Consider the following 21327-nt stretch of genomic DNA (forward strand, 5'->3'; position numbering starts at 1 on the left):
CGCTGCTATCCTGAGCGGCTTACGCGTATCCGATCAGGCCCATGCGCCAGTCCTACCTGACCGAACCCCTGGTGATGCTGGCAACGGTGCTGCAGTGGCTCGTGCTGGCCACTCTCGCCGGTGCGCTGGTCGGCACCGGCTGCAGCGCCTTCCTGCGCATCCTGTTCGCCACCTCCGACCACATCTACGCCGCGCCCTTGTGGGTGCAGATGGCGGTGCTGCCGATCGGTGGCCTGGCCAATGGCCTGCTGCTGCAGTACGGCAAGCGCCTCAACCGCACCGGCCTCAAGGATTCGGTGATCATCGCCGTCAATGACCAGCACGGCGCGCTGCCGTGGAAGACGCTGTGGGTCAAGCCGGTCGCCACGCTGATCACGCTCGGCTGCGGCGGTTCGGCGGGCAAGGAGGGGCCCTGCTCGCACCTGGGCGCGAGCATCGCCTCGGGCCTGGGCGAGCTGCTCAAACTCAACTCGGAATTGCGCCGGCGCATGGTCGCCTGCGGCGTCAGCGCGGGCTTCGCCAGCGTGTTCGGCACGCCGATCGCCGGCGCGATCTACGGCGTGGAAATGCTGGCAATCGGCCGCATCCGCCACAACTTCCTGTTCCCGGCGATCGTCGCCAGCGTGACCTCCTACGAGGTCAGCCGCTTCTGGGGCGTGCCCTACCCGCGCATCGCCGTATCCTTCGTGGGCGACTTCACCGAGCTTCTGTTCCTCAAGACGGTTGCGATCGGCATCCTGTGCGGCGCGGTGGCGTGGGTGTTCATCGAGCTGCTGCACGGGGCACGCCGGCAGTTCGCCCGGCTGCGCGATCGCTTCGACATCCCGCAGCCACTGATGCCCGCCATCGGCGGCGTGGTGCTGGCGCTGCTGATCCTGGTGATTCCCTACGACTACATGGGCCTCAGCCTGCCGCTGATGGACCGCGCGCTGCAAGGCGAGCCGATGCCCTACCTGGGCTTCCTGTGGAAGGCGCTGCTGGTCGCGGTCACGCTGGGCTCGGGCTTCTACGGCGGGCTGATCACCGAGCAGTTCGTGATGGGCGCGGTGGTCGGCGGCGCCTTCGCCCACCTGTTCGCCCTGCAGCCGGCGCTGGGCGCGGCGGTCGGGCTCGTGGCGGTGGTCGCGGCCGCCTCCAACACGCCGATCGCCGCGATCCTGATGGGGGTCGAACTGCTGGGCGGCGACAGCACGCTCTACGTCGCCGGCGCCTGCATCGCCGCCTACCTCATCGTCGGCCACCGCAGCGTGTATCCGGAACAGCAGATTGCCGGCACCAAGAGCTCGTGGATGACCGCCCGCGCCGACGTGCTGGTGAGCGAGGAAAAGGTGCGGCTCTCGCGCGAGCTGGTGCGCTGGTGGCACGATCGCCGCCCCGGTGTGCCGCCCGCGCCGACCGAGCCGCCGGAGGACAAGCTCTGAGATGCCACGCCCGGAAAACGGCAACCCGCTAGACTCTTGCCAATGAGCACGACCCACCTCACCCTGACCCGTCCCGACGACTGGCACCTGCACCTGCGCGACGGCGCCATGCTGGCCGCCGTGCTGCCGCATACCGCCCGCTGCTTCGCGCGCGCCATCGTGATGCCGAACCTGAAGCCGCCGGTGGCCACCGTGGCGCTGGCCCGCGCCTACCGCGAACGCATCCTGGCCGCGCTGCCCGCGGGCGCGCAGTTCGAGCCGTTGATGACGCTGTACCTGACCGAGGCGACCACGCCGGAGGACATCGCCGAAGCACGCGCCAGCGGCTTCGTGCACGCCATCAAGTACTACCCGGCCGGGGCCACCACCAACGCGGCCAGCGGCGTCACCGACCTGCGCCGCTGCTACCGGGTGTTCGAAGCCATGGAGAAGCACGGGCTGCCATTGCTGATGCACGGCGAGGTCACCGATCCGGCCGTGGACGTGTTCGACCGCGAACCGGTGTTCGTGGAACGCCATCTGACCACGCTGCAGCGCGACTTCCCGGCGCTGCGCATGGTGCTCGAACACATCACCACGCGCGAGGCGGCCCAGTTCGTGCGCGAGGCACCGGCGCACGTCGGCGCCACCATCACGCCGCAGCACCTGCTCATGAACCGCAACGCCATCTTCGCCGGCGGCCTGCGCCCGCACAGCTACTGCCTGCCGGTACTCAAGCGCGAAAGCCATCGCCAGGCGCTGGTCGAGGTCGCCACCAGCGGCGACCCGAGTTTTTTCCTGGGCACCGACAGCGCCCCGCATCCGCGCCATGCGAAGGAGAGCAGCTGCGGCTGCGCCGGCATCTATTCCGCGCATGCGGCCATCGAGCTTTATGCCGAGGCCTTCGAGGCCGCCGGCGCGCTGGACAGGCTGGAGGCCTTCGCCAGCTTCCACGGCGCCGACTTCTACGGCCTGCCCCGCAATACCGGCACGATCACCTTGCTCAGGCAGCCGTGGACGGTACCGGAGGAAGTCGATTTCGGCGGCGTGCCCGGGGTGCCGATGCGCGCGGGCGAAACCCTCGCCTGGCGGCTGGAGGCCTGACCGCCTTCGGCCCGGTCGGGGTCGACACCGGCTCGAGCGGCAGCAGCCCCGGGCTTGCAGGCGCCGTGCCTCGCCTCGATGGCATGAGCCGTGGCATGTGACCCGGATTCGCCAGCTCGCGCGGAGCATCCTTGTCACCTGCCTTTCCCGGAGGAGCCGCTCCATGCACCTGTTGCCACGCGTTTTCCTGCTTTGCGGCCTTGCGCTCGCATCGACCACCGCCGGCGCCGCGCCTGCAACGGACAACCACGACCTTCGCGTCATGACGTTCAACGTGCGCTACGGCGAGGCCGACGACGGCATCAACGCCTGGCCGCGACGCCGTGACCTGATGGTCCAGGTGATCCGGCAGGAACACCCCGACATCCTGGGCACGCAGGAACTGCTCAGGCCACAGGCCGACTACCTGCAGCGGCACCTGCCGGGCTACACGTGGTTCGGCATGGGTCGCAACGGCAACGAGATCGACCGCAACGGCAATGAGCACATGGGCGTCTTCTACGACGAGGCGCGCCTGGAAGTGCTCGGGTCCGGCAATTTCTGGTTCTCGGATACCCCGGACAAGCCCGGAAGCATTGGCGCCGGCCTGTTGATGCCGCGCATGGTCACCTGGGCGAAGTTCCGCGACCGACGCAGCGGCAGGGAGTTCTACTTCTACGACACGCACTTTCCCTACCGCGACGGCGAGGAGGCGGAGGCGACCCGCGCGCGCTGTGCGGAGGAGATCCGCCGGCGCCTGGCAGAACTGCCCGCGTCACTGCCGTTCATCCTGACCGGCGACTTCAACGCCACGCCAGGCAGCAGGACGCATGCCGTCCTGACCGATGTCCTGCACGATGCGCGCACGTCGGCGCCACGGCACGAGGGCCCCGACGGCACCTTCCACGACTTCACCGGCCAGGCGACCCGCCGCATCGACTGGATCCTCTATCGCGGCCTGAAGGCCGACGACGTCCGCACGATCACCACGCACGACGGCAAGGTCTATCCGTCGGACCACTTCCCGGTGGTGGCCGATTTCGACTGGTAGCCGACGGCAACGACTGTCGTCCGCCGCGACGCCATCGCCGGACGGGTCCATGCACGAGGCCGGCACGCGCCGACCCGTCGCGTCTGGCACGGCACCGCGATATGCGCGGGGGGTGCAAAGGCTGCCGCGGCAGAGCGCCTTGCTGCATGCCGCAGTCACCGGCCTGGCGGCGCATCGGCAGGCTGCCGCCCACCCGCATGACCGTCAGGTCAGGCGGCGCGCGCTCCGCCCCCGGTCACCGTCGGACCGTGACAGGCCGCGCGCCGGTGCCGTTAACGGCTAACGTCGAAGTCGGCTTTCTCGGTCGCCTGCGAGCTGCCGCCGACCCAGACCGTGTAGTGCGTGGGCTCCACCACCTGGCGGCTGTGCACGTTATAGAACGACAACTCCGGGAAGCCGAGTTCGAAGCGCAACTGCCGCGACTCGCCCGGCTTCAGTGTCACGCGCTGGAAGCCCTTCAGGCTGCGCACCGGTTGCTCGACGCTCGCGCCGAGGTTGCGCACGTAGAGCTGGGCCACTTCCGTGCCTTCGCGCCTGCCGGTGTTGGTCAGCGTGGCGGTGACCGTCACCAGCGATCCGGCGCCCGGGCGGTTGGCTTCGGCGAGCGGCAGCGTGCCGCGCGACACGCGCACGTTGGAATAGGCGAAGCTCGTGTAGCCGAGCCCATGGCCGAACGGGAACAGCGCATCGTTCGGCACGTCGATGTAGCGCGAGACGAAGCGCGTCTCGCCGCCGTCCGGCGGCTTGCTCAGGTCGGCGTCGCCGGCCGGACGGCCGGTCGGGAACTGGTTGTAGTACAGCGGCTCCTGTCCCACCGCCCGCGGGAAGCTCATCGGCAGCTTGCCGCTGGGCGCCGCGTCGCCGAACAGCACGTTGGCCAGCGCGTTGCCTGCCTCGGTGCCGGGAAACCACACCGCCATGATCGCCGGCACGTGCCTGGCGGCCCAGTCCAGCACCAGCGGGCGGCCGGAGAACACCAGCAGCACGACCGGCTTGCCGGCGGCCACGACCTTCTCCAGCAGTGCCTGCTGGTTCCCCGGCAGATCCAGGTGGGCGCGCGAGCCGGCCTCGCCGCTCATCGCCGAGGATTCACCCAGCGCCATCACCACGACGTCGGCCTGGCGCGCCGCCTCGAGCGCGGCATCGAAGCCCGCGGTCGAATCACTGTCGATGTCGGTCCCATGCGCGAACCGCAGATGTCCGCCGCGCTCCTGCATGCGCCGCTCCAGCGCCTGTCGCAGCGTCACCACGTCGGACGCCTGCGTGCCCCCGCCCCAGGCGCCCTGCATCTCGTTGGCGGCATCGGCGAGCGGTCCGACGAGCGCTACGGTCTTTACCTCCCCGCCCAGCGGCAGCACCGCCTTGCCGCCGGCCGACGCGTTGCGCAACAGCACGAACGACTCCTCGGCGGCGCGGCGCACCAGCGGGCGATGCCCCGGCACCGCATGGGTCACCTCGGTGCCATGCGCGTAGGGGTGCTCGAACAGACCCAGCGCGAACTTCACCCGCAGCACGCGCCGCACCGCCTCGTCCACGGTAGCCATCGACAGCCTGTCTTCGGCCAGCAGCCTGGGGATCTGCGTGTCGTAGAAGTGGGACATCATGTCCACGTCCACGCCCGCCTCCAGCGCCTTCTCGGTCGCGGTGGCGGCGTCGAGCGCGATGCCGTGGTGGGTCAGTTCCATCACCGCCGTGTAATCGCTGACCACGAAGCCGTTGAAGCCCCATTCCTGACGCAGGATCTCGTCCATCAGGTAGGGGTCGGCGGTGGCGGGCACGCCGTTGAGCGCGTTGAACGAGCTCATCATCGTTGCCGCGCCGGCCTCGACCGCCGCCTTGTACGGCGGCAGGTAGACCTGGCGCAGACGGATGTCGGACATGTCGGTGGTGTTGTACTCGCGCCCGGCCTCGGCTGCGCCGTAGGCGGCGAAGTGCTTGACCGAGGCGGCCACGCTGTCCGGCCGGGACAGGTCGGTGCCCTGGTAGCCGCGCACGTAGGCGCGCGCCATCGCCGCGCCGAGGTACGGGTCCTCGCCGGCGCCTTCGGTCGAGCGGCCCCAGCGCGCATCGCGCGAGATGTCCACCATCGGCGAATAGAACCACTTCACGCCGGCGGTGGTGGCCTCCGTCGCGGCCATGTGCGAGAGCTCCCGGACCAGCGCTGGATCCCACGAAGCGGCCAGACCCAGCGGCACCGGGTAGATCGTGCGGTAGCCGTGGATCACGTCCGCGCCGAACAGGATCGGAATGTGCAGGCGGCTGTGCACCGCCGCCTCCTGGAAGGCACGCGTCTTCTGTGCGCCGATCACGTTGAGCATCGAGCCGAGCCGGCCCTGCTTCGCCAGCGCCATGGCGTCGACCTGGGTCCTGGTCTCCGGGTTGGCGGCCAGCGCCTGCTCGCCATTGGCGGGCGTCGGCGCGCTGAAGCCCTGATCGTTGTACTGCACGAGCTGGCCGATCTTCTCCTCCAGTGTCATTTGCCCGAGCAGCGCCTCGACGCGCCGCTCGATCTCGGGCGATGCCAGTTGCGCGTTCGACGGCGCGGCGGCGCGCGGCAAGGCGGCGGCCTCCTCCCTGGCGTGCGCAGGTGCAAAGGACACCGTGGCTGCAAGCAGCAACGCGGCAGGAGGCAGGCAGGAGATCGATGATCGTTTCATGGCGACCCGTAATGCAGGCGGCAGCGTCCGCTCGAACGTGAAGACGTTTACACGACCGGGTGTGAAAAGATCCGGATCTCACCGGCGTCCATCCGATCGAGGCCCGCCATGCCGCTCGCCCGCCCCCGCCCCTGCCTCGCCCTGCTGGTGGTCGGCGCCCTCGCGGCCCCCGCTGCCGCCGCCGCGGTGAACCCGCATGGGCGCACCTGGGCCAATCCGGTCGACCTCGATTACCGCTACAACTACGAGCAGATGAACCAGGGCATCTCCTACCGCACCGGTGCCGACCCGGCGGTAGTGCGCTTTGGCGAGGCGTATTACCTGTTCCTGACCCTGGCCGACGGCTACTGGCGATCCACCGACCTGCTGCATTGGGACTTCGTCAAGCCGGATCGCTGGCCGTTCGACGGCCCGGTGGCGCCGGCGACGCTGGTCGCCGACGGCAAGCTGTTCCTGATGCAGTCGGCAATGCAACCGGTGCCGCTGCTGTATTCCACCGACCCCGCGCACGGCCACTGGGATTTCTGGACCCGCCTGCTGCCACCGGTGCCCGGCGCGGTCTGGGCCGGGCACGAAAGCGAGATGAAACCCGGCGACCTGCCGCCCGGACCGTGGGATCCGGGCCTGTTCCGCGACGAGGACGGCAAGACCTACCTGTACTGGAATTCCTCGAACGTCTTTCCGCTCTACGGCGCACGGATCGACCTGGCGCTGGACCACGAGGATCAGGGCGAGGGCAAGCGCGTCACCTTCGCCAGCAAACCGCAGGCCCTGCTGCGCCTGCATCCGGACCGGCACGGCTGGGAGCGCTTCGGCCGGGACCACACCGACGAGAGCATCGATCCCTACGTCGAAGGCGCCTGGATGAACCGCCATGGCGATACCTACTACCTGCAGTACGGCGCGCCCGGCACCGAGTTCAACGTCTATGCCACCGGCGTCTACACCAGCGACAAGCCGCTGGGCCCGTTCCACTACGCGCGCTACAACCCGGTCGGCTACAAGCCCGGCGGCTTCGTGGTCGGCGCCGGCCACGGCTCCACCTTCGACGATGCCTACGGCAACACCTGGAACACCGGCACCATGTGGGTGGGCGTGAACTGGCGCTTCGAGCGCCGCATCGATCTGTTCCCCGCCGGCTACCACGACGACGGCCAGATGTGGCTCGACACCCGCTTCGGCGATTTCCCGCAGCGCATGCCCGACCACAAGCTCAGGCCTGGCGAGAGCACGTTCACCGGCTGGATGCTGCTGTCCTGGCGCAAGCCTGCCACCGCCTCGTCGCAGTTGCCCGGTCACGGCCCGGCCGAGGTCACCGACGAGAACCCGCGCACGTACTGGGTCGCCGCACGGGACAACCCGGGCCAGACGCTGACCGTCGATCTCGGCGCCACGCGGACCGTGCGCGCGGTGCAAATCAACTTCGCCGACTACAAGGCCGGCCGCTACGGCGATGCGCCGGACATCGTCACGCAGTTCAAGCTCGAAGGATCCAACGACGGCACGCACTGGACCCTGCTTGCCGATCTCTCGCACGAACAGCGCGACCGGCCCGATGCCTACCTGGAACTGAACCAGCCCGCGCGCATCCGCTACGTACGCTACGTGCACGGGCACGTTGGCGCCAGGCACCTGGCGATCTCCGACCTGCGCGTGTTCGGCAATGCCGACGGTGCGCCGCCACCGGCGCCGGAGCTGGTTTCCGCCACTCGCGATGCGGACACGCGCAACGCCGAAATCGTCTGGAAGCCGGTGCCGGGCGCCGTGGGCTACAACGTGCGCTGGGGACTGTCCGCCGATCGCCTGCACGAGACCTACCAGCGCTTCGCCGACCGGCCCACGCACCTGGAACTTCGCGCGCTCAGCAAGGGAGTGCGTTACGCGGTGGCGGTCGAGGCGTTCGACGAACGGGGGGTGTCGAAGCTGTCGCGGGTGGCCTGGCTCGAACCCTGATGCCGTTCCGGGCGCCGCATGCCGGAGAGTCCGCCCCGGTCAGTTTTCCTCGCGCGACCGGGAAACGACTGCGCTCGACTCGGGCAGGGGGAGCTGCGCGGCACGCCCGTAGGCGGTCGCACCCGCACGCCCCCAGGGATCGGAAGAAACGAGGTTCTCCAGCGGCACCTCGAAGGCCGCCGCGGCTTGTGACGAACCCAGCGGGCTCAAGTGCTGCCGATCGCGGTAGTAGGTCCGCCCATCCAGCGCGATGCGACAACCGGACGCGTCGCAGAACCGGGCACGCGGATCGACCAGGGACGCGCCGGTCTCCCGCGCCACCCGTGCCAGGACGGCCAGGGCGGGGGCGTCCGAAACCGTATTGGCGCGGTCGACCCGTCCGCAACTGCCTGGCTCGCCTTGCCCCGGCCAGAGATGGCGCCACCAGCTGGCGCAGGCCGCCAGGAGGGAGCGCGGTTCGAGCCGGAGGAACGGGATGTCGCGGGCGATGACCACCCGCTTGCCGGCCTCTTCAAGCGTCCGTACCGCCCTGGCCAGTCCTTGCGCGAACAGCTCGTCGGACGGCCGCGCGGGGCCGTCGAGCGCGACGTAGTGGGTCGGGCGCATCGAACCGGCGCGCCAGGCGCCGGCGATGATGACGCCACCCACCCGCGGATCGTCCAGCAGCATGGTCATCACGCGTCGGTTGAAGCTCGAACAGTCGTGCAGCAGTTCCGGGTGCCTGGCCACTTTCGGTCCCGCTCCCACCAGGAACTGGCACGAGGCCTTGGCCAGCACGACAAGTCCCCACCCCTCGCGAGCCGCCACCGCACGCAGGCCCGCGGCGAGTGCGGCAGCATGGCTGTCGCCGACCAGCGCGATCAGCTTTTCGCCCTCGGGGTAGCAGAGCCGGGAGGTTTCGGGCGTGGGGTCGTGATGCACGGCCAGGCAGGGGTTGTGGTGCGAATCGAATTGCCGGGCTTCGACCACGAACTGCCCGGGCCAGCGCCGCGGAAATCCCTGCATGACCACGGCCGAGCCGACCATCACCAGCGCAACGCCCAATACCGCCGCATAGCGCTTGAGCGACACGCGCGCCGGGGACGCTCCGCGTCGGAACGGCGTTTCCACAAAGCGGTAGCTGGCGGCAGCCAGCAGGCCCGAAAGCGCCAGCAGCGCGATGCGCGCCCAGAGCGATGGCTCCCTCCCCTCCACCAGCCGGGCCATGCTTATCAACGGCCAATGCCACAGGTACAGCGAATAGGACACCAGTCCGATCGCCCGCAGCGGAGGAAGCGCCAGCACCCGCCGGTTCAACGCCGCCTGGGGCGTACTCAACAACAGCGCGCTGCCGAGCACCGGCGGCACTGCCGTCCAGCCGGGAAACACGGTGTCCCTGCCATAGGACATGACCGGCAAGGCGATCAGCAGCAGGCCGGCCCATGCCAAGGCCTCGGCTGCCGGGCCTCGGACACGCAGGCCGATCCGGTGGATCTCGAGCACCCCGACCAGCACGCCCGCGGCCAACTCCCACGCGCGCGTCGGCAGCAAATAGAACGCTGCCCCGGGCTGGATCCGAACGGCCCACACCGCCAACCCCAGCGAACCGACGATCAGGCCGCCAAGCACCATCGGTCGGGCGCATAGCGCAAGCCGCGGAAGCAGCAGCATCACCAGCGGCGCAACCAGGTAGAACTGCTCTTCGACGCCCAGCGACCACGTCATCAACAGCGGATTCAAGTCGGCGGTCGGGTGGAAGTAATCGAGCGACTGCCACAACTGGACGTTGGAGAGCGACAGCAACGTGGCCACCGCCGTGTGCCCGTAGGATTCGAGGTCCGAGGGCGTGGCGACTACCAGCATGACCGCATAGGTCACGGCCAGCACCGCCAGCAACGCCGGCAGGATGCGCCGCGCACGGCGGGCGTAGAACGCCAGGTAGGAGAACGTTCCCCAGGTTGCCTGTTCGTAAAGCAGGCTGCCGATCAGATAACCGGAGATGACGAAGAACACGTCTACGCCGACGAAGCCGCCCGGGGCAGAGAGCCCGTAGTGATAGGCCAGCACGCTCAGCACGGCGACGGCGCGCATGCCGTCGATGTCGGGCCGATAGGCATTCATCGAGGCCATTTCGACGTCCTGTCGATTCAGTCAGCGCCCGAACCTTGCAGCCCCCGCGTTGAAGACGCGTGAATGGAGAAGCTTGCCGCGCGAGCCTGACTCGCGCGCATCGCCGGAGCCCTGCCTCGAGGCCCCTGGGCCACGTCGCGGAATCGGCTCGGCGCGATCCGTGGCCGGATCGCATACCCGGCCACCACCCGCGCTCGGCGCAGGCCCGGTCAGGCCTTGCGCAGGAAGCAGGTCTTCGGGACCAACCCCTTGATCCTGTCGGAGTTGCCATCGACGTGTTCGGCATCGTCCGCAACCAGGCGGATGTTGCGGATCGGGCTGCCCTGCTTGAGCGGGATCGCGCTGCCGTGAACCTTCAGATCCTTGATGACGACCACGCTGTCTCCCTTTGCGGGCGGGTTGCCGTTGCAGTCGCGCACGACGGGCTCTGCCGCGGCCGAGCTTCCGGCCTCCTCGCCCGCCACCCACTCGTGCGCGCAGTGCGGGCAGACGAACTGGCTGCCATCCGGGCAGGTGTCGTCGAGCGCAACGGGGGCAGGAAGGAAAGGCAGGCATGGCCAGCCACTCCAGGAAGTCGTCGTCGCTGCAGGCCTGCCTGCGCTTCGATGACGCACCCGACGCGGCGGCCCCGTTCCTCTCGATGCGGATGCCTATACCGGGGACCGACGTTCTCGTCGACGCCGCGCACCCGAAGGTGCCCGGCGCGGCCGTGACTCCGCCGCGGCCACGGCCCGGGGCGACCATGCGACGCAGTGGAACCGGGGCAGGCTGGGCGTGCGCCCGGTGCTCGCCCTGCCCTTCCGCCGCGTGCCGTTGCTCAGCCGAACGGCTGCTCGATGGACGGGCTTTGCGGCGTGAACCAGCGCGCGCCGTCGGCGGTGACGTGCATGTCGTCCTCCAGCCGCACGCCGAACTCGCCGGGAATGTAGATTCCCGGCTCGTCGCTGAAGGTCATGCCCGGTTCGATCCGGCGCGTATTGCCCTGCACGAGGTAATACCACTCGTGCATGTCCATCCCGATGCCGTGGCCGAGGCGGTGCGAGAAATACGTGTAGCCGGGTCCGTACCCGGCATCCACGATCACCTTGCGCGCCGCGGCGTCGACCGACTCCATCGTCGCCCCCGGACGCGCGGCGGCGAGCGCCGCCTGCTGCGCCTTGCGCACGATGTCGAACACCCGCTTCATCTTGTCGCTGGCCTTGCCCAGCGTGAAGGTGCGGGTGAGGTCGCTCATGTAGCCCTCCACGTAGCAGCCATCGTCCAGCATCACCGGCGTGCCCTCGCGGATCACCTGCGGCTCGCGCGAGCCATGCGGCTGCGCGGTGTAGCTGCCGACGTTGATGCTGGCATCGCCACGCAGGCCCATGCGCGCGTAGCCGGCGTCCACCCACGAGGCGATGTGCTGCTGGGTCATGCCCGGCTCCAGCCCCTGCCAGATCGCCTTGTACAGCGCCAGCGTGGCGTTGCACGCCACCTGCATCAGCGCCAGTTCCGCGGGGCTCTTGATCGCGCGGCAGCCGGCCGTGACCGGCGTGGCCGGAACCAGCCGGGCCTGCGGCATGGCCTGCGCGAGGCCGGTGCTCCGGAAGAACGGCACCTTGTCCCCGACACCCAGCACGCCGGTGCCGGCGCGCTTCTCGCGCATCACCTGCGCGACCAGCGCATAGGGGCTCTCGTTCTCCTGCCAGGTGCGCACGTCGTGGCCGAAGCGGATCTGCTCCAGCGCGCGAGCGCGCTCGAACGCCGGCACGATGTACACCGGGTCGCCCGAGCGCGGCAGCAACATTCCCATCAGGCGCTCGCTGGTCCACCAGCGCATGCCGGTGAAGTAGTCCAGCGTGGTGCCGCCGTCGAGGTAGATCGCATCCATCCCGGCCCGGCCCATCAGCTCCTGCGCCTTCGCCAGCCGGGCGCGGCGCTCGTCGTCCGTGATCGGCACGATCTGCGACGTGACCGACTCGAGGGCAAGGATGGAAGGCGGCAGCTTGATGCCGCCCGGTCCCGCTCCGGATGCGGCGGCGCCCGTGCCCAGCACCGCCACCGGCAAGGCCGCGGCACCGAGCGCCGTGGTCTGCAGGAAGCGGCGGCGGCCGGGGTGCATCACGTCGTCAGGGGAACTCATGGGCTCGATCTCGTCCAGGGCAAGAGGCCCAATTCAGCACGATGACGGGGTGGTTCGCCACTGGCAAAAGGCAGGGCCCGACGCCGATCGCCCGATTCACCCGTTCCACACGGCGACGCGCGCAGTTTCGCGCCACCGTCGCCGCAGGGCGGCACCGGGCCCGACACGATCCGCGGAGTGCGGCGTCCCATGCCGCCCGGATCGCGGAACGCCAGGCCCCGCTGCGCAGGCAGGAGTCCATCATGCGCAAGGCACTCGCACTTCTCGCGGCGGCCACGCTGGCCACGAACGCGCCGGCCGCGACATCGGCCGACGAGACGCTGTTCTTCGTCACGATTCATTACGCCAGCCGCGCGCAGCTGCAGGAAATCGCCTCTCGCTTCCAGCACCTGGCCGTCAACGAAAAGACGCACACGATCGGCGTGGAAGCGACACAGGAGGAACTGGACGAACTGCGCCTCGACGGCTTCGAGGCGTCGATCGACGAGCGCGCGACACGCCGCATGCGCCAGTCCGAGGCGAACTTGCCGGGGAGAGGTCCCGGCATCGGACCGGCCACCATTCCCGGCTACTCCTGCTACCGGACGGTCGAGGAAACCTACGCGACGATGGACCAGTTGGCGCAGGCGCATCCGTCGCTGGCGGAGGTCGTCGACATCGGCCCGAGCTGGCTGGAGAACGCGGTCCCGGGCACCGGCCACCGGATGCGCGCACTGGAACTGGGCAACCGCGCGGCCGGGTCGGCCAGCAAGCCGGCGATGGTGGTGGTCGCGTCGATCCACGCGCGCGAATACACCCCGGCCGAGCTGCTGACGCGTTTCGCCGAAGGCCTGGTCAACGGCTACGGGACCGATCCCGAAGCGACGTGGCTGCTGGACAACTTCCGTTTCCACCTCGTGATGCAGGGCAACCCCGATGGCCGGGTCAAGGCCGAGAGCGGGCTGTCCTGGCGCAAGAACGTCGACGACACCAACGGCAACTGCAGCGCGACCAGCTACGGCGTCGACCTCAACCGCAACTTTCCGTTCCTGTGGCACGGCGCGCCGGGCGGCTCCACCGGCGACGCCTGCGCCGGCTCCTATCGCGGCCCGTCGAGCCTGTCCGAAGCCGAATCGCAGGCGCTGCTGCGCTACGTTGCCGGCACGCCCGACCCGAACGGCGTGTACCGCGGCGGCGCGCTCGCCGACCGGCGCGAGGACACGACAGGCAGCGTCGCACCAGCCGATTACCAGGGCCTGTTCCTGGACCTGCACAGCTACAGCAAGGCGGTGATGTGGCCCTGGTCCTACACGACCGGCAAGCCGCCCAACCTCGCCGCCCTGCGGACGTTCGGCCGGCGACTGGCCTGGTACAACGGCTACACGCCCAAGCAGTGGTCGCGTCTGTACCTCGCGGACGGCACCGACACGGACGCGATGTACGGCCTGCTGGGCGCGCCGAGCTACACGATCGAGATGGGCGTGGCGTTCTTCGAGAGCTGCGCGACGTTCGAAAGCTCGACGCTGCCGAAGAACCTGCAGGCGCTGCGCTTCGCCGCGCGCAACCTCTGGGCGCCCTACCGCTACCCGTCCGGCCCGACCACCACCAGGCTGAGCGTGTCGCCAACGTTGGTCGCGGCGGGCACGCCGGTCACGATCAGCGCGGCGCTCAACGACAAGCGCTTCAGCCAGAGCAATGGCACCGAAGCCGTGCAGGCGATCCGCTCCGCCGCCGCCTTCCTCGACCAGGCGCCATGGGCCGACGACGCCAGCGGCCACCCCATGAAGCCCAGCGACGGCCGCTACGACGAAACCATCGAGCCGACCACCCTGCGCCTGGCCACTGACGGACTGGCACCAGGCCGCCACGTCGTCTTCGTGCAGGGCACCGATGCGAGCGGGAGCGCGGGCACACCGCAGGCGGTCTATTTCACCGTGCAGTAGGCGAAGGGCGATCGATGCGCACGTTGCCGAGCCGGGCTCGCACCGGTGCCTGCCCGGCGTTGGCGTACCACGCTTCCGACCGCACCGATCACCGGCACCGCCCGCAACCGTCAGCCCTCCTGCACGCGCCCCGGGTTCGGATGGGACAACCTGAGCAGCCTGCCCACCAGGTCCGCCTGGCGGCGGGTCTGCGTCTTGTCGAACAGGGCGCGCAGCTGGGTGCGCACCGTGTTGCGCGTGACGCCGAGGCTGTCGGCCGCCTCCGACAGCGACAGGCCCTCCAGCAGGCGATTGGCCAGCAGCGCCTCGGCCGGCGTGAAGTCCCATTGCCACTGAAGCGCGCGCGGGTCCGCGACAGGCAGCGAGACCGCTTTCACGAAGCCGATGGTGCAGGCCTGCGGTTCGGCCCACTGCTCGGCAGCCATGGGCGCGGCGGAGCACAGCCGGAGCATGCCCTGCAGCACGCCGCCGCGGTCGTGCAGCGCCATCACCGCCGGGGAAGCCTCGTCATCGAGCGTCGCCAGGAGCCGTTGCAGCCGGCGGTGGTCGGCCGGCCATGGAAGACGCACGCGGGCGTCCGGCTGGACGCGGAACAGGCGTTGCGCCTGCAGCGCCTGCGCCGCCAGGTTGGCGAACAGCACACGCCCGGACCGGCCGAGCAGCAGCACGCCATCGTGCATCAGGTCCAGCGCCTGCCGGAACTGCCGCGCAAGGCCGGGCGGAGGCCCGAGACGCCGCGCGAGCGCGTGTACCCGCTGCAGGTGCGGCAGCAGGCGGCGGGCGGCGGCAAGCTCGGCCTGGTCGTAGTAGCCGCCGGCCCAGTCGCGGTTCACGGTAAGCACCGCCACCTCGCCGGATGCGCCGCGTTCCATGCACAGCGCGAAACCATGGCCGATACGCGCGTGCTGCATGAACTCGGCATGGAAGCGCGTGGCCCGCAGTTCCCGCTCCGCCATCAGGCCGCGGTCATCGGCCACGCCGCGCGCCACCAGCACGGTCGATCCCCGTTCGAACCAGGGGTGCTCCCCAGCCAGGGACTCGTAGCGCTCGAGCAGCCCCGGCTCGACTCCGATCGCCGCGCTGACCTGGCCATGGCGCTGCGCCGGGTCGTGCGCCTGCACGGCGACGACGTGCGAGCGGAACACGCTGGCCAGGCTCTGCAGGAAGGGCGCCCAGTCCGGTGCCGCCAGGTCCATCCCGTACAACGCATCGAGGGCGGGTCGCAGATCGCAACGGTCCATCTCGCTTCCCCACGGCGGACTCGGCCGCCGGATGGCTCAGAGCGGCGCGACAGATAACGCACGCCGCCTGTGGATCGCGTGAAACGCGTCCGGACTTCATCCGTTCGGGTGATGCGATGCCGTGGCCCGCGGCGTACATCGCCATGCCGGGTGGCCGCTGCGCGCCGCCCACCGGATCGAAGGAGTATCCCATGGACAAGAAGAACACTCCCGTCCCGCTGCCGGCCGCCGCCGCTTCGCCCCCGGCCCTGCGCTGCGCGGCGACGCCAAACGGCATGGCAATGGCGAGCGGCGCCCGTGCAGGGCGCCGTGCTCTCGCGCGAGGCATCGCGTTGCTGATGCTGGCCCTGCCGCTTGCCGCGCCCGGCGCACCGCAGGCGGATACCACGCCGGTCGCGAGCGTCGACCCCGCGGTACCCACGCCCGCCGGTCGCCCCTGCGTGGTCGAGCTGTTCCGCAACCGCTCGCTGACGATCAGCTACGAGACGGTCGACTACACCTACGCGCCGCCGCCCGGATGCCCTGGCCCCTGGGCCAAGGTCGTGCTCAAGATGGATTTTGCCGGCAGCCGCGAGGACTACGCCGCCACGACCACCCTGCGGCTGGCAGGCGTGCCGCTGTTCCAGGGGGCCATGCCCGACTTCGACACCACCGCCACCTGGCACGCCCAGCGCGACGTGACCGACCAGTCCTTCCTGTTCACCCGGCCGCGCCACGGCCAGCTTTCCGGCCGGGAGGTGGAGTGGAACGGAGAGCGCCAGCCGCTGGTCGCCACCGCGCGCCTGTTCTTCTACCGTGCCACCGCCGCTGCGCCCGCGCCGGCCCATCCCGACGCGGTCTACGGCCTTGGCAGCGATACCGGCGGGGAGCTGCGCCTGCCGCACAACATCGTGCGCGCCTACCTCGACGTCTACAACGCGGCGCCCTGGTGGTTCACCTGCGTGCCCGACGCCGATCTGGCCCGCCGATGGCAGCTCGACTCGTCGCTGGCGCCAGGCGATGAGCGCAAACTCGGCATCTTCCCGCCCTCGCAGGGGTGCGGCGGTGGCAGCTTCGCGGAGGTCCGCGTGAGCATCGACGGCACCCCCGCGGGCGTGGCTCCGTACTTCCCGCGCCACGCACCCGACGCCAACTACATGTTCACCACCGTGCTCGACCGGCCCGCACCGGCCCTGCAGATGCTGGACATCACGCCCTACCGCGTGGACCTGACCCCGTTCGCCGCCATCCTCAACGAGGCCGGTCCGCACCGGATCACGCTGCGCGGACGCGACCCGGTGGACGCACAGCTGCTGGTCTACCTGGACAAGAACCGCGCCCGCGTCGGCGGCGCGGTGACCCTCAACACGCTGGCCGGCAACCCGGCGCGACCGCGGGTGCGTGACACGCTGGCCGCCGCGAGCGACACGCTGGACGGCCGCATCGACACCCGCCACGACCGCAGCTTCCGGATCCGCGGCTACGTGGACACTTCCCGCGGCCGGCTCGTCACCACCGTCACCCAGGGCAGCCATTTCCGCAACACGCAGGACTTCCACCTGGTCGGCCTGGACAATGCGCGCTTCTACCGCCAGCACCTGCGCCTGCTCAGCACCGTCGACCGGCACAGCCGCACCATCCGCGGCGACACCGTGCTGCGCGACGAGCGCCACCACGCAAGCTACCCGCTGACCTGGCAGTACGACATGGCCGGCGACGTGATCGTCGAAGACGGCGTGGAGAGCATCCCGCGCAAGGGAACGTTGAGCATCGACCAGGCGCGCAACGAGGACAGCACCCAGGCCCGCGCCGGCATGTCCTACGCCAGCCACCTGCGCGACAGCTTCACGGGTATCCACACCCGCAACATCGCCAAGGGCCGCGACCTCCAGTGGAACACGCTCATCCAGCGCAGCTTCCGCGACGACCAAGGCAGCTGTCGCGAAGCGACGCTGGGCACGGAAGGCGGAACCGTAGCCGCCAGGACCCGCGGCGAAGGGTGTCCGGGGAACACCAACCGCGTGCGCTGGTTTGCGCACCCGGATGGGTCGGCCAGGAGTTGGTGAGGCCAACGGACTGGCGCGGCACGGAAGCCACCAACGGGAAAGCCCCGCAACTGCGGGGCTTTTCCTCATGCACGCCACCACGCCAGCGCCAGGCCCGAACCGGATTCCCCGGGCTCGCTTGTCATCACTCGCAACGAACCGCAGCAACCCGCAGGAACTCGCGCGCCATTGCCGCTGGCTAGACGCCGGCATCGCGCCGGATCCCCTACAAAAGCCACTGTCCTCGCCGCCCCAGGGGCGGGTCTTCGGCGATGACCGAACCCAGCGTGGCGGGCGGGAGCCGTTGCGGAATACCCTGTCGCCTGCCGCCCCGCGCGGCCCGGCCGGCACACCTTCGTTCGCTTGCCAGATGAGCTGACTTGCTAGGGACGGGTAGTCATGAAACGACACGCGCTCGCTTCCGTGGTCGTGCTGGGCTTGCTGCTGATTGCGCCCAATATCGCCCTGGTATTCGCTAGCACGCAGATCACGAAGCTCCAGACGATGGCCGCCAGCCTCATGGTGCCTGCGGCCCTCCTGCTGGGTTATTTCGCGATCCTGGGACATCGCCCCTGGCTGGCATGCCTGCTGATGGCGCCCTTCGCTGCGCTCGTTCCCGTCGTCACCCTCTATATCCTTCGCTATCGAACGCCGATTACCGATGCGGTACTGGGCACCGTGGCGGCAACCAACCCCGAGGAGGCCGCCGCCTTCCTCGGCCCCTGGCTGTGGGCCCTGATCGTCCTGTCCCTGGTCGCGGGCGTGCTCGCGGTCGTCGCCGGCCGGCTGAGCGTGCGCGCCGGCCTGCAGCTGGCCACCTCGCGGCGCCTGCGTGCCGCGCTGACCGCACTGGCATTGGCCCTGGCCATAACGCTCATGGGCTTGCAGGCTGCCGCCGACCGCGTCCCGCCCGAATCAGGCACGGCAGCGGCAGGTGGCGTCGGGGCGAGCGTGCTCCAGCTCGTGCGCAACAGCTATCCGTTCGGGATCCCCCTCGCGCTGCGCGCCTGGTGGGACGACCACGTTCGCCTGCAGGTCGCCATGGCGGAAACGCAGGATTTCAGCTTCCATCCCCGCCGCGCCGCCCATGCAGCCCAACGACAGATATACGTGCTGGTGATCGGCGAAAGCAGCCGGCGCGACCATTGGCAACTGTTCGGCTACGACCGCCCCACCAACCCCGAGCTGTCACGGACCAGGCACCTGATTCCGATCTCCGACATGGTTTCGGCATGGCCGATAACGATCGGTGCGGTACCTTCCATGCTGACACGCACGCCGGCGCAACGGGGGCTGTCCGATCCCATTCCCGAGCGCTCGGTAGTCGGGCTCATGCGGGAAGCCGGCTTCGATACCTGGTGGATTTCGACGCAGAGTTCGGCAGGCCAATGGAGTTCGCCCGTCACCCGCTACGCCCATGAGGCACGGCATGTCGACTGGCTCTACCTGCAAAGGTACGACAGCAGCCTCACCCGGACGCTTGCCACGGTGGTGCGCCAATCGAGCGGCGACCTCTTCGTGGTCCTGCACATGATGGGAAGCCACGCCACTTACGCCAGCCGGTATCCGCGGGACTTCGCGTATTTCGGGACGCCGGTCCGCAATCGCGAAGCGCTCGAACCGGGTTACCGGCAGATCATCGACAGCTACGACAACAGCGTCCGCTACACCGACCACATACTGCGCCGGGTGATCGACATCCTCGACCAGTCCCATTCGATTGCGGCCATGTGGTACCAGTCCGACCACGGTGAAACGCTGCCCACGGCAACCTGCCCCCTGTCCGAACACGGCCACGGCTCTCGCCACGAGTTTCCGGTGCCGGCGCTCTTCTGGTACTCGGACGCCTATGCGCGGGCCTTTCCGCAGCACGTTGCGACGCTGCGGAGCAACGCGGACAAGCGCGCGAGCAGCGCCGATACCTTCGCCACGCTTGCCGACATGGCCGGTGTCGATTTCCCGACCCACGACCGCTCGCGCAGCCTGTTCAGCCCGGCATGGCGGTACCAGCCGCGCCTTGTGCATCCCGAATGGCAGGGGCCGAACACCTGGGTCGACTACGACGACGCCGACCTGGGCAACGGTTGCGAAGCGGTGCGGAGCCGGGCCCGCCCCGGCTCAGGCCGGATCGGGGCGAGACCCGACTGAGGACCACGGCAAAGCAGGCCAGAGTGCCCGCGCACCGCACCGCCGCCGGAGGACTCTTGTTGACCTGCATCAACTGCGCAGGCACGCCGCCGTCCCAGCATGGCCGCCAAGACCACCTCGCCAGACGCAGAGGAGCGCGCCATGCAAGCTTCCAGCCCCCTGCTCGTCGTCTACTACAGCCGCAGCGGCAAGACCGCACGGGTAGCCCAGGCCCTGGCCCAGCGCCTGGGGGCGGACCAGGTGGCGATCCGTGACAGGAGGACCGAGGGTCGCGTGTCCATCTGGCGGGCGACGCTCGATCGGCTGCTCAACACCCTGCCGCCCATCGCGCCGGTCGCGGTGCCGCTGGCAAGCTATGACCTGGTCGTGCTCGGCACGCCGGTCTGGGGTGGACGGGCCGCATCCCCGATGCGCCGGTTCCTGAGCGACTATGCAACGGGCCTGCCACCGGTGGCCTTCTTCTGCACGATGGGCGGCAGCGGCGCCGAGGGCACGTTCACGGACATGCAGGCGCGGCTGGGCAAGCCCCCGCGCGCAAGCTGCGCGTTCGACGCAAAGACGCTGGACAACGACAGTTACCTGGACAAGCTGGACCACTTCGCTTCGCAACTGGCCGACGCCGTGCGCCCGCCGCTTCGACGCCAGCCGGCATCCGACGCCCAGGTACATCCGATCGGCGATGCCGCGCGCGCGCCACGGGACTCGCGGCCGGCGACAGTCAGTCCCCCGCGGCCTCGATCAGCACGGTGACGCGCCGGTAGCGCTGGCGGCCGGCCGGATCGTCGCTGCCATCGGGGCGGATGTCGGGCACCACCGGATCGCTCCCGGCGCCCTGCACGTCCTGCACCAGCGGCTCCGGCACCCCGCGCGCGAGCAGGGCCTCGCGCGCAGTCGCGGTCCCTGTGGTCGCCCGGCACCGCCGGCGAGCAGCGTGCAACCCCGCGGCGGTATCGGCACGTCAGGCCGACGGCGCGGCCAGCGTTGCATCCAGCCGCGGGCCAGGCACGTACAGAAGCGGTTATCCGTCGGAAGACCGCCATGCCGGACCTGGTCCAGATCATCTACATCAGCCGCTCGACCTTTGCCCCCATGCCCGCCGAGCGCGGGATCGAGCCGAGCGTGGCGCGGATCCTCGCGCAGTCGCGCATCAATAACGCCCGGCGCGGACTGGTCGGCGCGCTGTACTTCGGCGACGGCTGCTTTTTCCAGTGCCTGGAAGGCCGCGCCGATGCGGTCGACGCGCTGTGCGCGGCCCTGCTGCGCGACCCGCGCCACACCGACCTGCGGGTCCTCGAGCGGCGCGCCATCGAGCGCACCAGCTTCAGCGAGTGGTCGATGAAGTACGTGCCGCTGGACGCGCCGATGCGCGCGCTGCTGCGTCGGCGCGGCCTGGCCCGGTTCGATCCCTACCAGTTCGACCGGGCTGCGGTCGCGATGGTGCTGGACATGCTGCGCACCGGCAGCGATGTCGCGACGGAGCCGGCGTCGGGCATGCATCACGGCCCTGCCGCCCCCGGCCGCTGGATCGCCCGCCGCGCGCCCTGGGCGCTCGCCCTGCTGGCGGCGGCGGTGGCAGCCGGCCTCGCGTGGATGCAGCGACCCTGAGGGCACGCAGCC

The 21327-nt window shown here is 69.9% G+C and carries 14 protein-coding genes and 1 pseudogene; 9 read left to right on the forward strand and 6 right to left on the reverse strand.

The features are described 5' to 3' along the window. Positions 1-41 precede the first annotated feature (41 nt). The 3 genes from LQ771_RS10150 (at position 42) to LQ771_RS10160 (ending at position 3534) form a co-directional block, all read left to right on the forward strand. On the forward strand, positions 42-1421 hold the full coding sequence (locus tag LQ771_RS10150; RefSeq protein WP_231349288.1) for a chloride channel protein: 1380 nt from the start codon (positions 42-44) through the stop codon (positions 1419-1421). A 42-nt stretch (positions 1422-1463) separates the two neighbouring features. Beyond that, positions 1464-2504: a dihydroorotase gene (pyrC, locus tag LQ771_RS10155; RefSeq protein WP_231349289.1), complete on the forward strand. Its 1041-nt coding sequence runs from the start codon at positions 1464-1466 to the stop codon at positions 2502-2504. 163 nt (positions 2505-2667) lie between these two features. Continuing rightward, on the forward strand, positions 2668-3534 hold the full coding sequence (locus tag LQ771_RS10160) for an endonuclease/exonuclease/phosphatase family protein (RefSeq protein WP_231349290.1): 867 nt from the start codon (positions 2668-2670) through the stop codon (positions 3532-3534). 272 nt (positions 3535-3806) lie between these two features. Here LQ771_RS10160 and LQ771_RS10165 read toward each other — a convergent pair whose 3' ends face one another. Continuing rightward, on the reverse strand, positions 3807-6191 hold the full coding sequence (locus tag LQ771_RS10165; RefSeq protein WP_231349291.1) for a glycoside hydrolase family 3 N-terminal domain-containing protein: 2385 nt from the start codon (positions 6189-6191) through the stop codon (positions 3807-3809). Positions 6192-6299: 108 nt separating this feature from the next. Between LQ771_RS10165 and LQ771_RS10170 the strand changes: the two genes are divergently transcribed. After that, positions 6300-8144, forward strand: coding sequence for a family 43 glycosylhydrolase (locus tag LQ771_RS10170; RefSeq protein WP_231349292.1), 1845 nt, complete (start codon positions 6300-6302; stop codon positions 8142-8144). Between the two features lie 39 nt (positions 8145-8183). Here the strand turns inward: LQ771_RS10170 and LQ771_RS10175 are convergent, their stop codons facing one another. The 3 genes and pseudogenes from LQ771_RS10175 to LQ771_RS10185 all read right to left on the reverse strand — a co-directional run bounded on the left by LQ771_RS10175 (position 8184) and on the right by LQ771_RS10185 (position 12375). After that, on the reverse strand, positions 8184-10253 hold the full coding sequence (locus tag LQ771_RS10175; RefSeq protein ID WP_231349293.1) for an acyltransferase family protein: 2070 nt from the start codon (positions 10251-10253) through the stop codon (positions 8184-8186). Positions 10254-10462: 209 nt separating this feature from the next. Beyond that, positions 10463-10808, reverse strand: a pseudogene (locus LQ771_RS10180) (zinc ribbon domain-containing protein YjdM). Positions 10809-11070: 262 nt separating this feature from the next. Beyond that, positions 11071-12375: a M24 family metallopeptidase gene (locus tag LQ771_RS10185; RefSeq protein ID WP_231349294.1), complete on the reverse strand. Its 1305-nt coding sequence runs from the start codon at positions 12373-12375 to the stop codon at positions 11071-11073. Positions 12376-12617: 242 nt separating this feature from the next. Here LQ771_RS10185 and LQ771_RS10190 point away from each other — a divergent pair, with 242 nt between their 5' ends. Beyond that, entirely contained in the window at positions 12618-14297 is a 1680-nt protein-coding gene (locus LQ771_RS10190) for a M14 family zinc carboxypeptidase (RefSeq protein ID WP_231349295.1), read from the forward strand. Positions 14298-14407: 110 nt separating this feature from the next. Here the strand turns inward: LQ771_RS10190 and LQ771_RS10195 are convergent, their stop codons facing one another. Next, entirely contained in the window at positions 14408-15538 is a 1131-nt protein-coding gene (locus LQ771_RS10195) for a helix-turn-helix transcriptional regulator (RefSeq protein ID WP_231349296.1), read from the reverse strand. Between the two features lie 191 nt (positions 15539-15729). On the opposite strand from LQ771_RS10195, the gene LQ771_RS10200 reads away from it, so the two are divergent. The 3 genes from LQ771_RS10200 (at position 15730) to LQ771_RS10210 (ending at position 20460) form a co-directional block, all read left to right on the forward strand. Continuing rightward, positions 15730-17583, forward strand: coding sequence for a hypothetical protein (locus LQ771_RS10200; protein WP_231349297.1), 1854 nt, complete (start codon positions 15730-15732; stop codon positions 17581-17583). A 378-nt stretch (positions 17584-17961) separates the two neighbouring features. Beyond that, positions 17962-19710 (forward strand): phosphoethanolamine transferase family protein, encoded by a 1749-nt coding sequence (locus LQ771_RS10205; protein WP_231349298.1) that lies wholly within the window; start codon positions 17962-17964, stop codon positions 19708-19710. A 141-nt stretch (positions 19711-19851) separates the two neighbouring features. Continuing rightward, positions 19852-20460 carry a flavodoxin family protein gene (locus tag LQ771_RS10210; RefSeq protein WP_231349299.1) on the forward strand — a complete coding sequence of 203 codons (609 nt, stop codon included), beginning with the start codon at positions 19852-19854 and terminating at the stop codon, positions 20458-20460. Here the strand turns inward: LQ771_RS10210 and LQ771_RS15980 are convergent. After that, positions 20429-20557 (reverse strand): hypothetical protein, encoded by a 129-nt coding sequence (locus LQ771_RS15980; RefSeq protein WP_255674151.1) that lies wholly within the window; start codon positions 20555-20557, stop codon positions 20429-20431. The two genes, LQ771_RS10210 and LQ771_RS15980, sit on opposite strands and share 32 nt — an antisense overlap. 191 nt (positions 20558-20748) lie before the next feature. On the opposite strand from LQ771_RS15980, the gene LQ771_RS10215 reads away from it, so the two are divergent. Next, entirely contained in the window at positions 20749-21315 is a 567-nt protein-coding gene (locus LQ771_RS10215) for a BLUF domain-containing protein (RefSeq protein ID WP_231349300.1), read from the forward strand. The last annotated feature ends 12 nt before the right edge of the window (positions 21316-21327 follow it).

The sequence above is a fragment of the Frateuria soli genome (genome assembly GCF_021117385.1).
Lineage (GTDB): Bacteria > Pseudomonadota > Gammaproteobacteria > Xanthomonadales > Rhodanobacteraceae > Frateuria_A > Frateuria_A soli.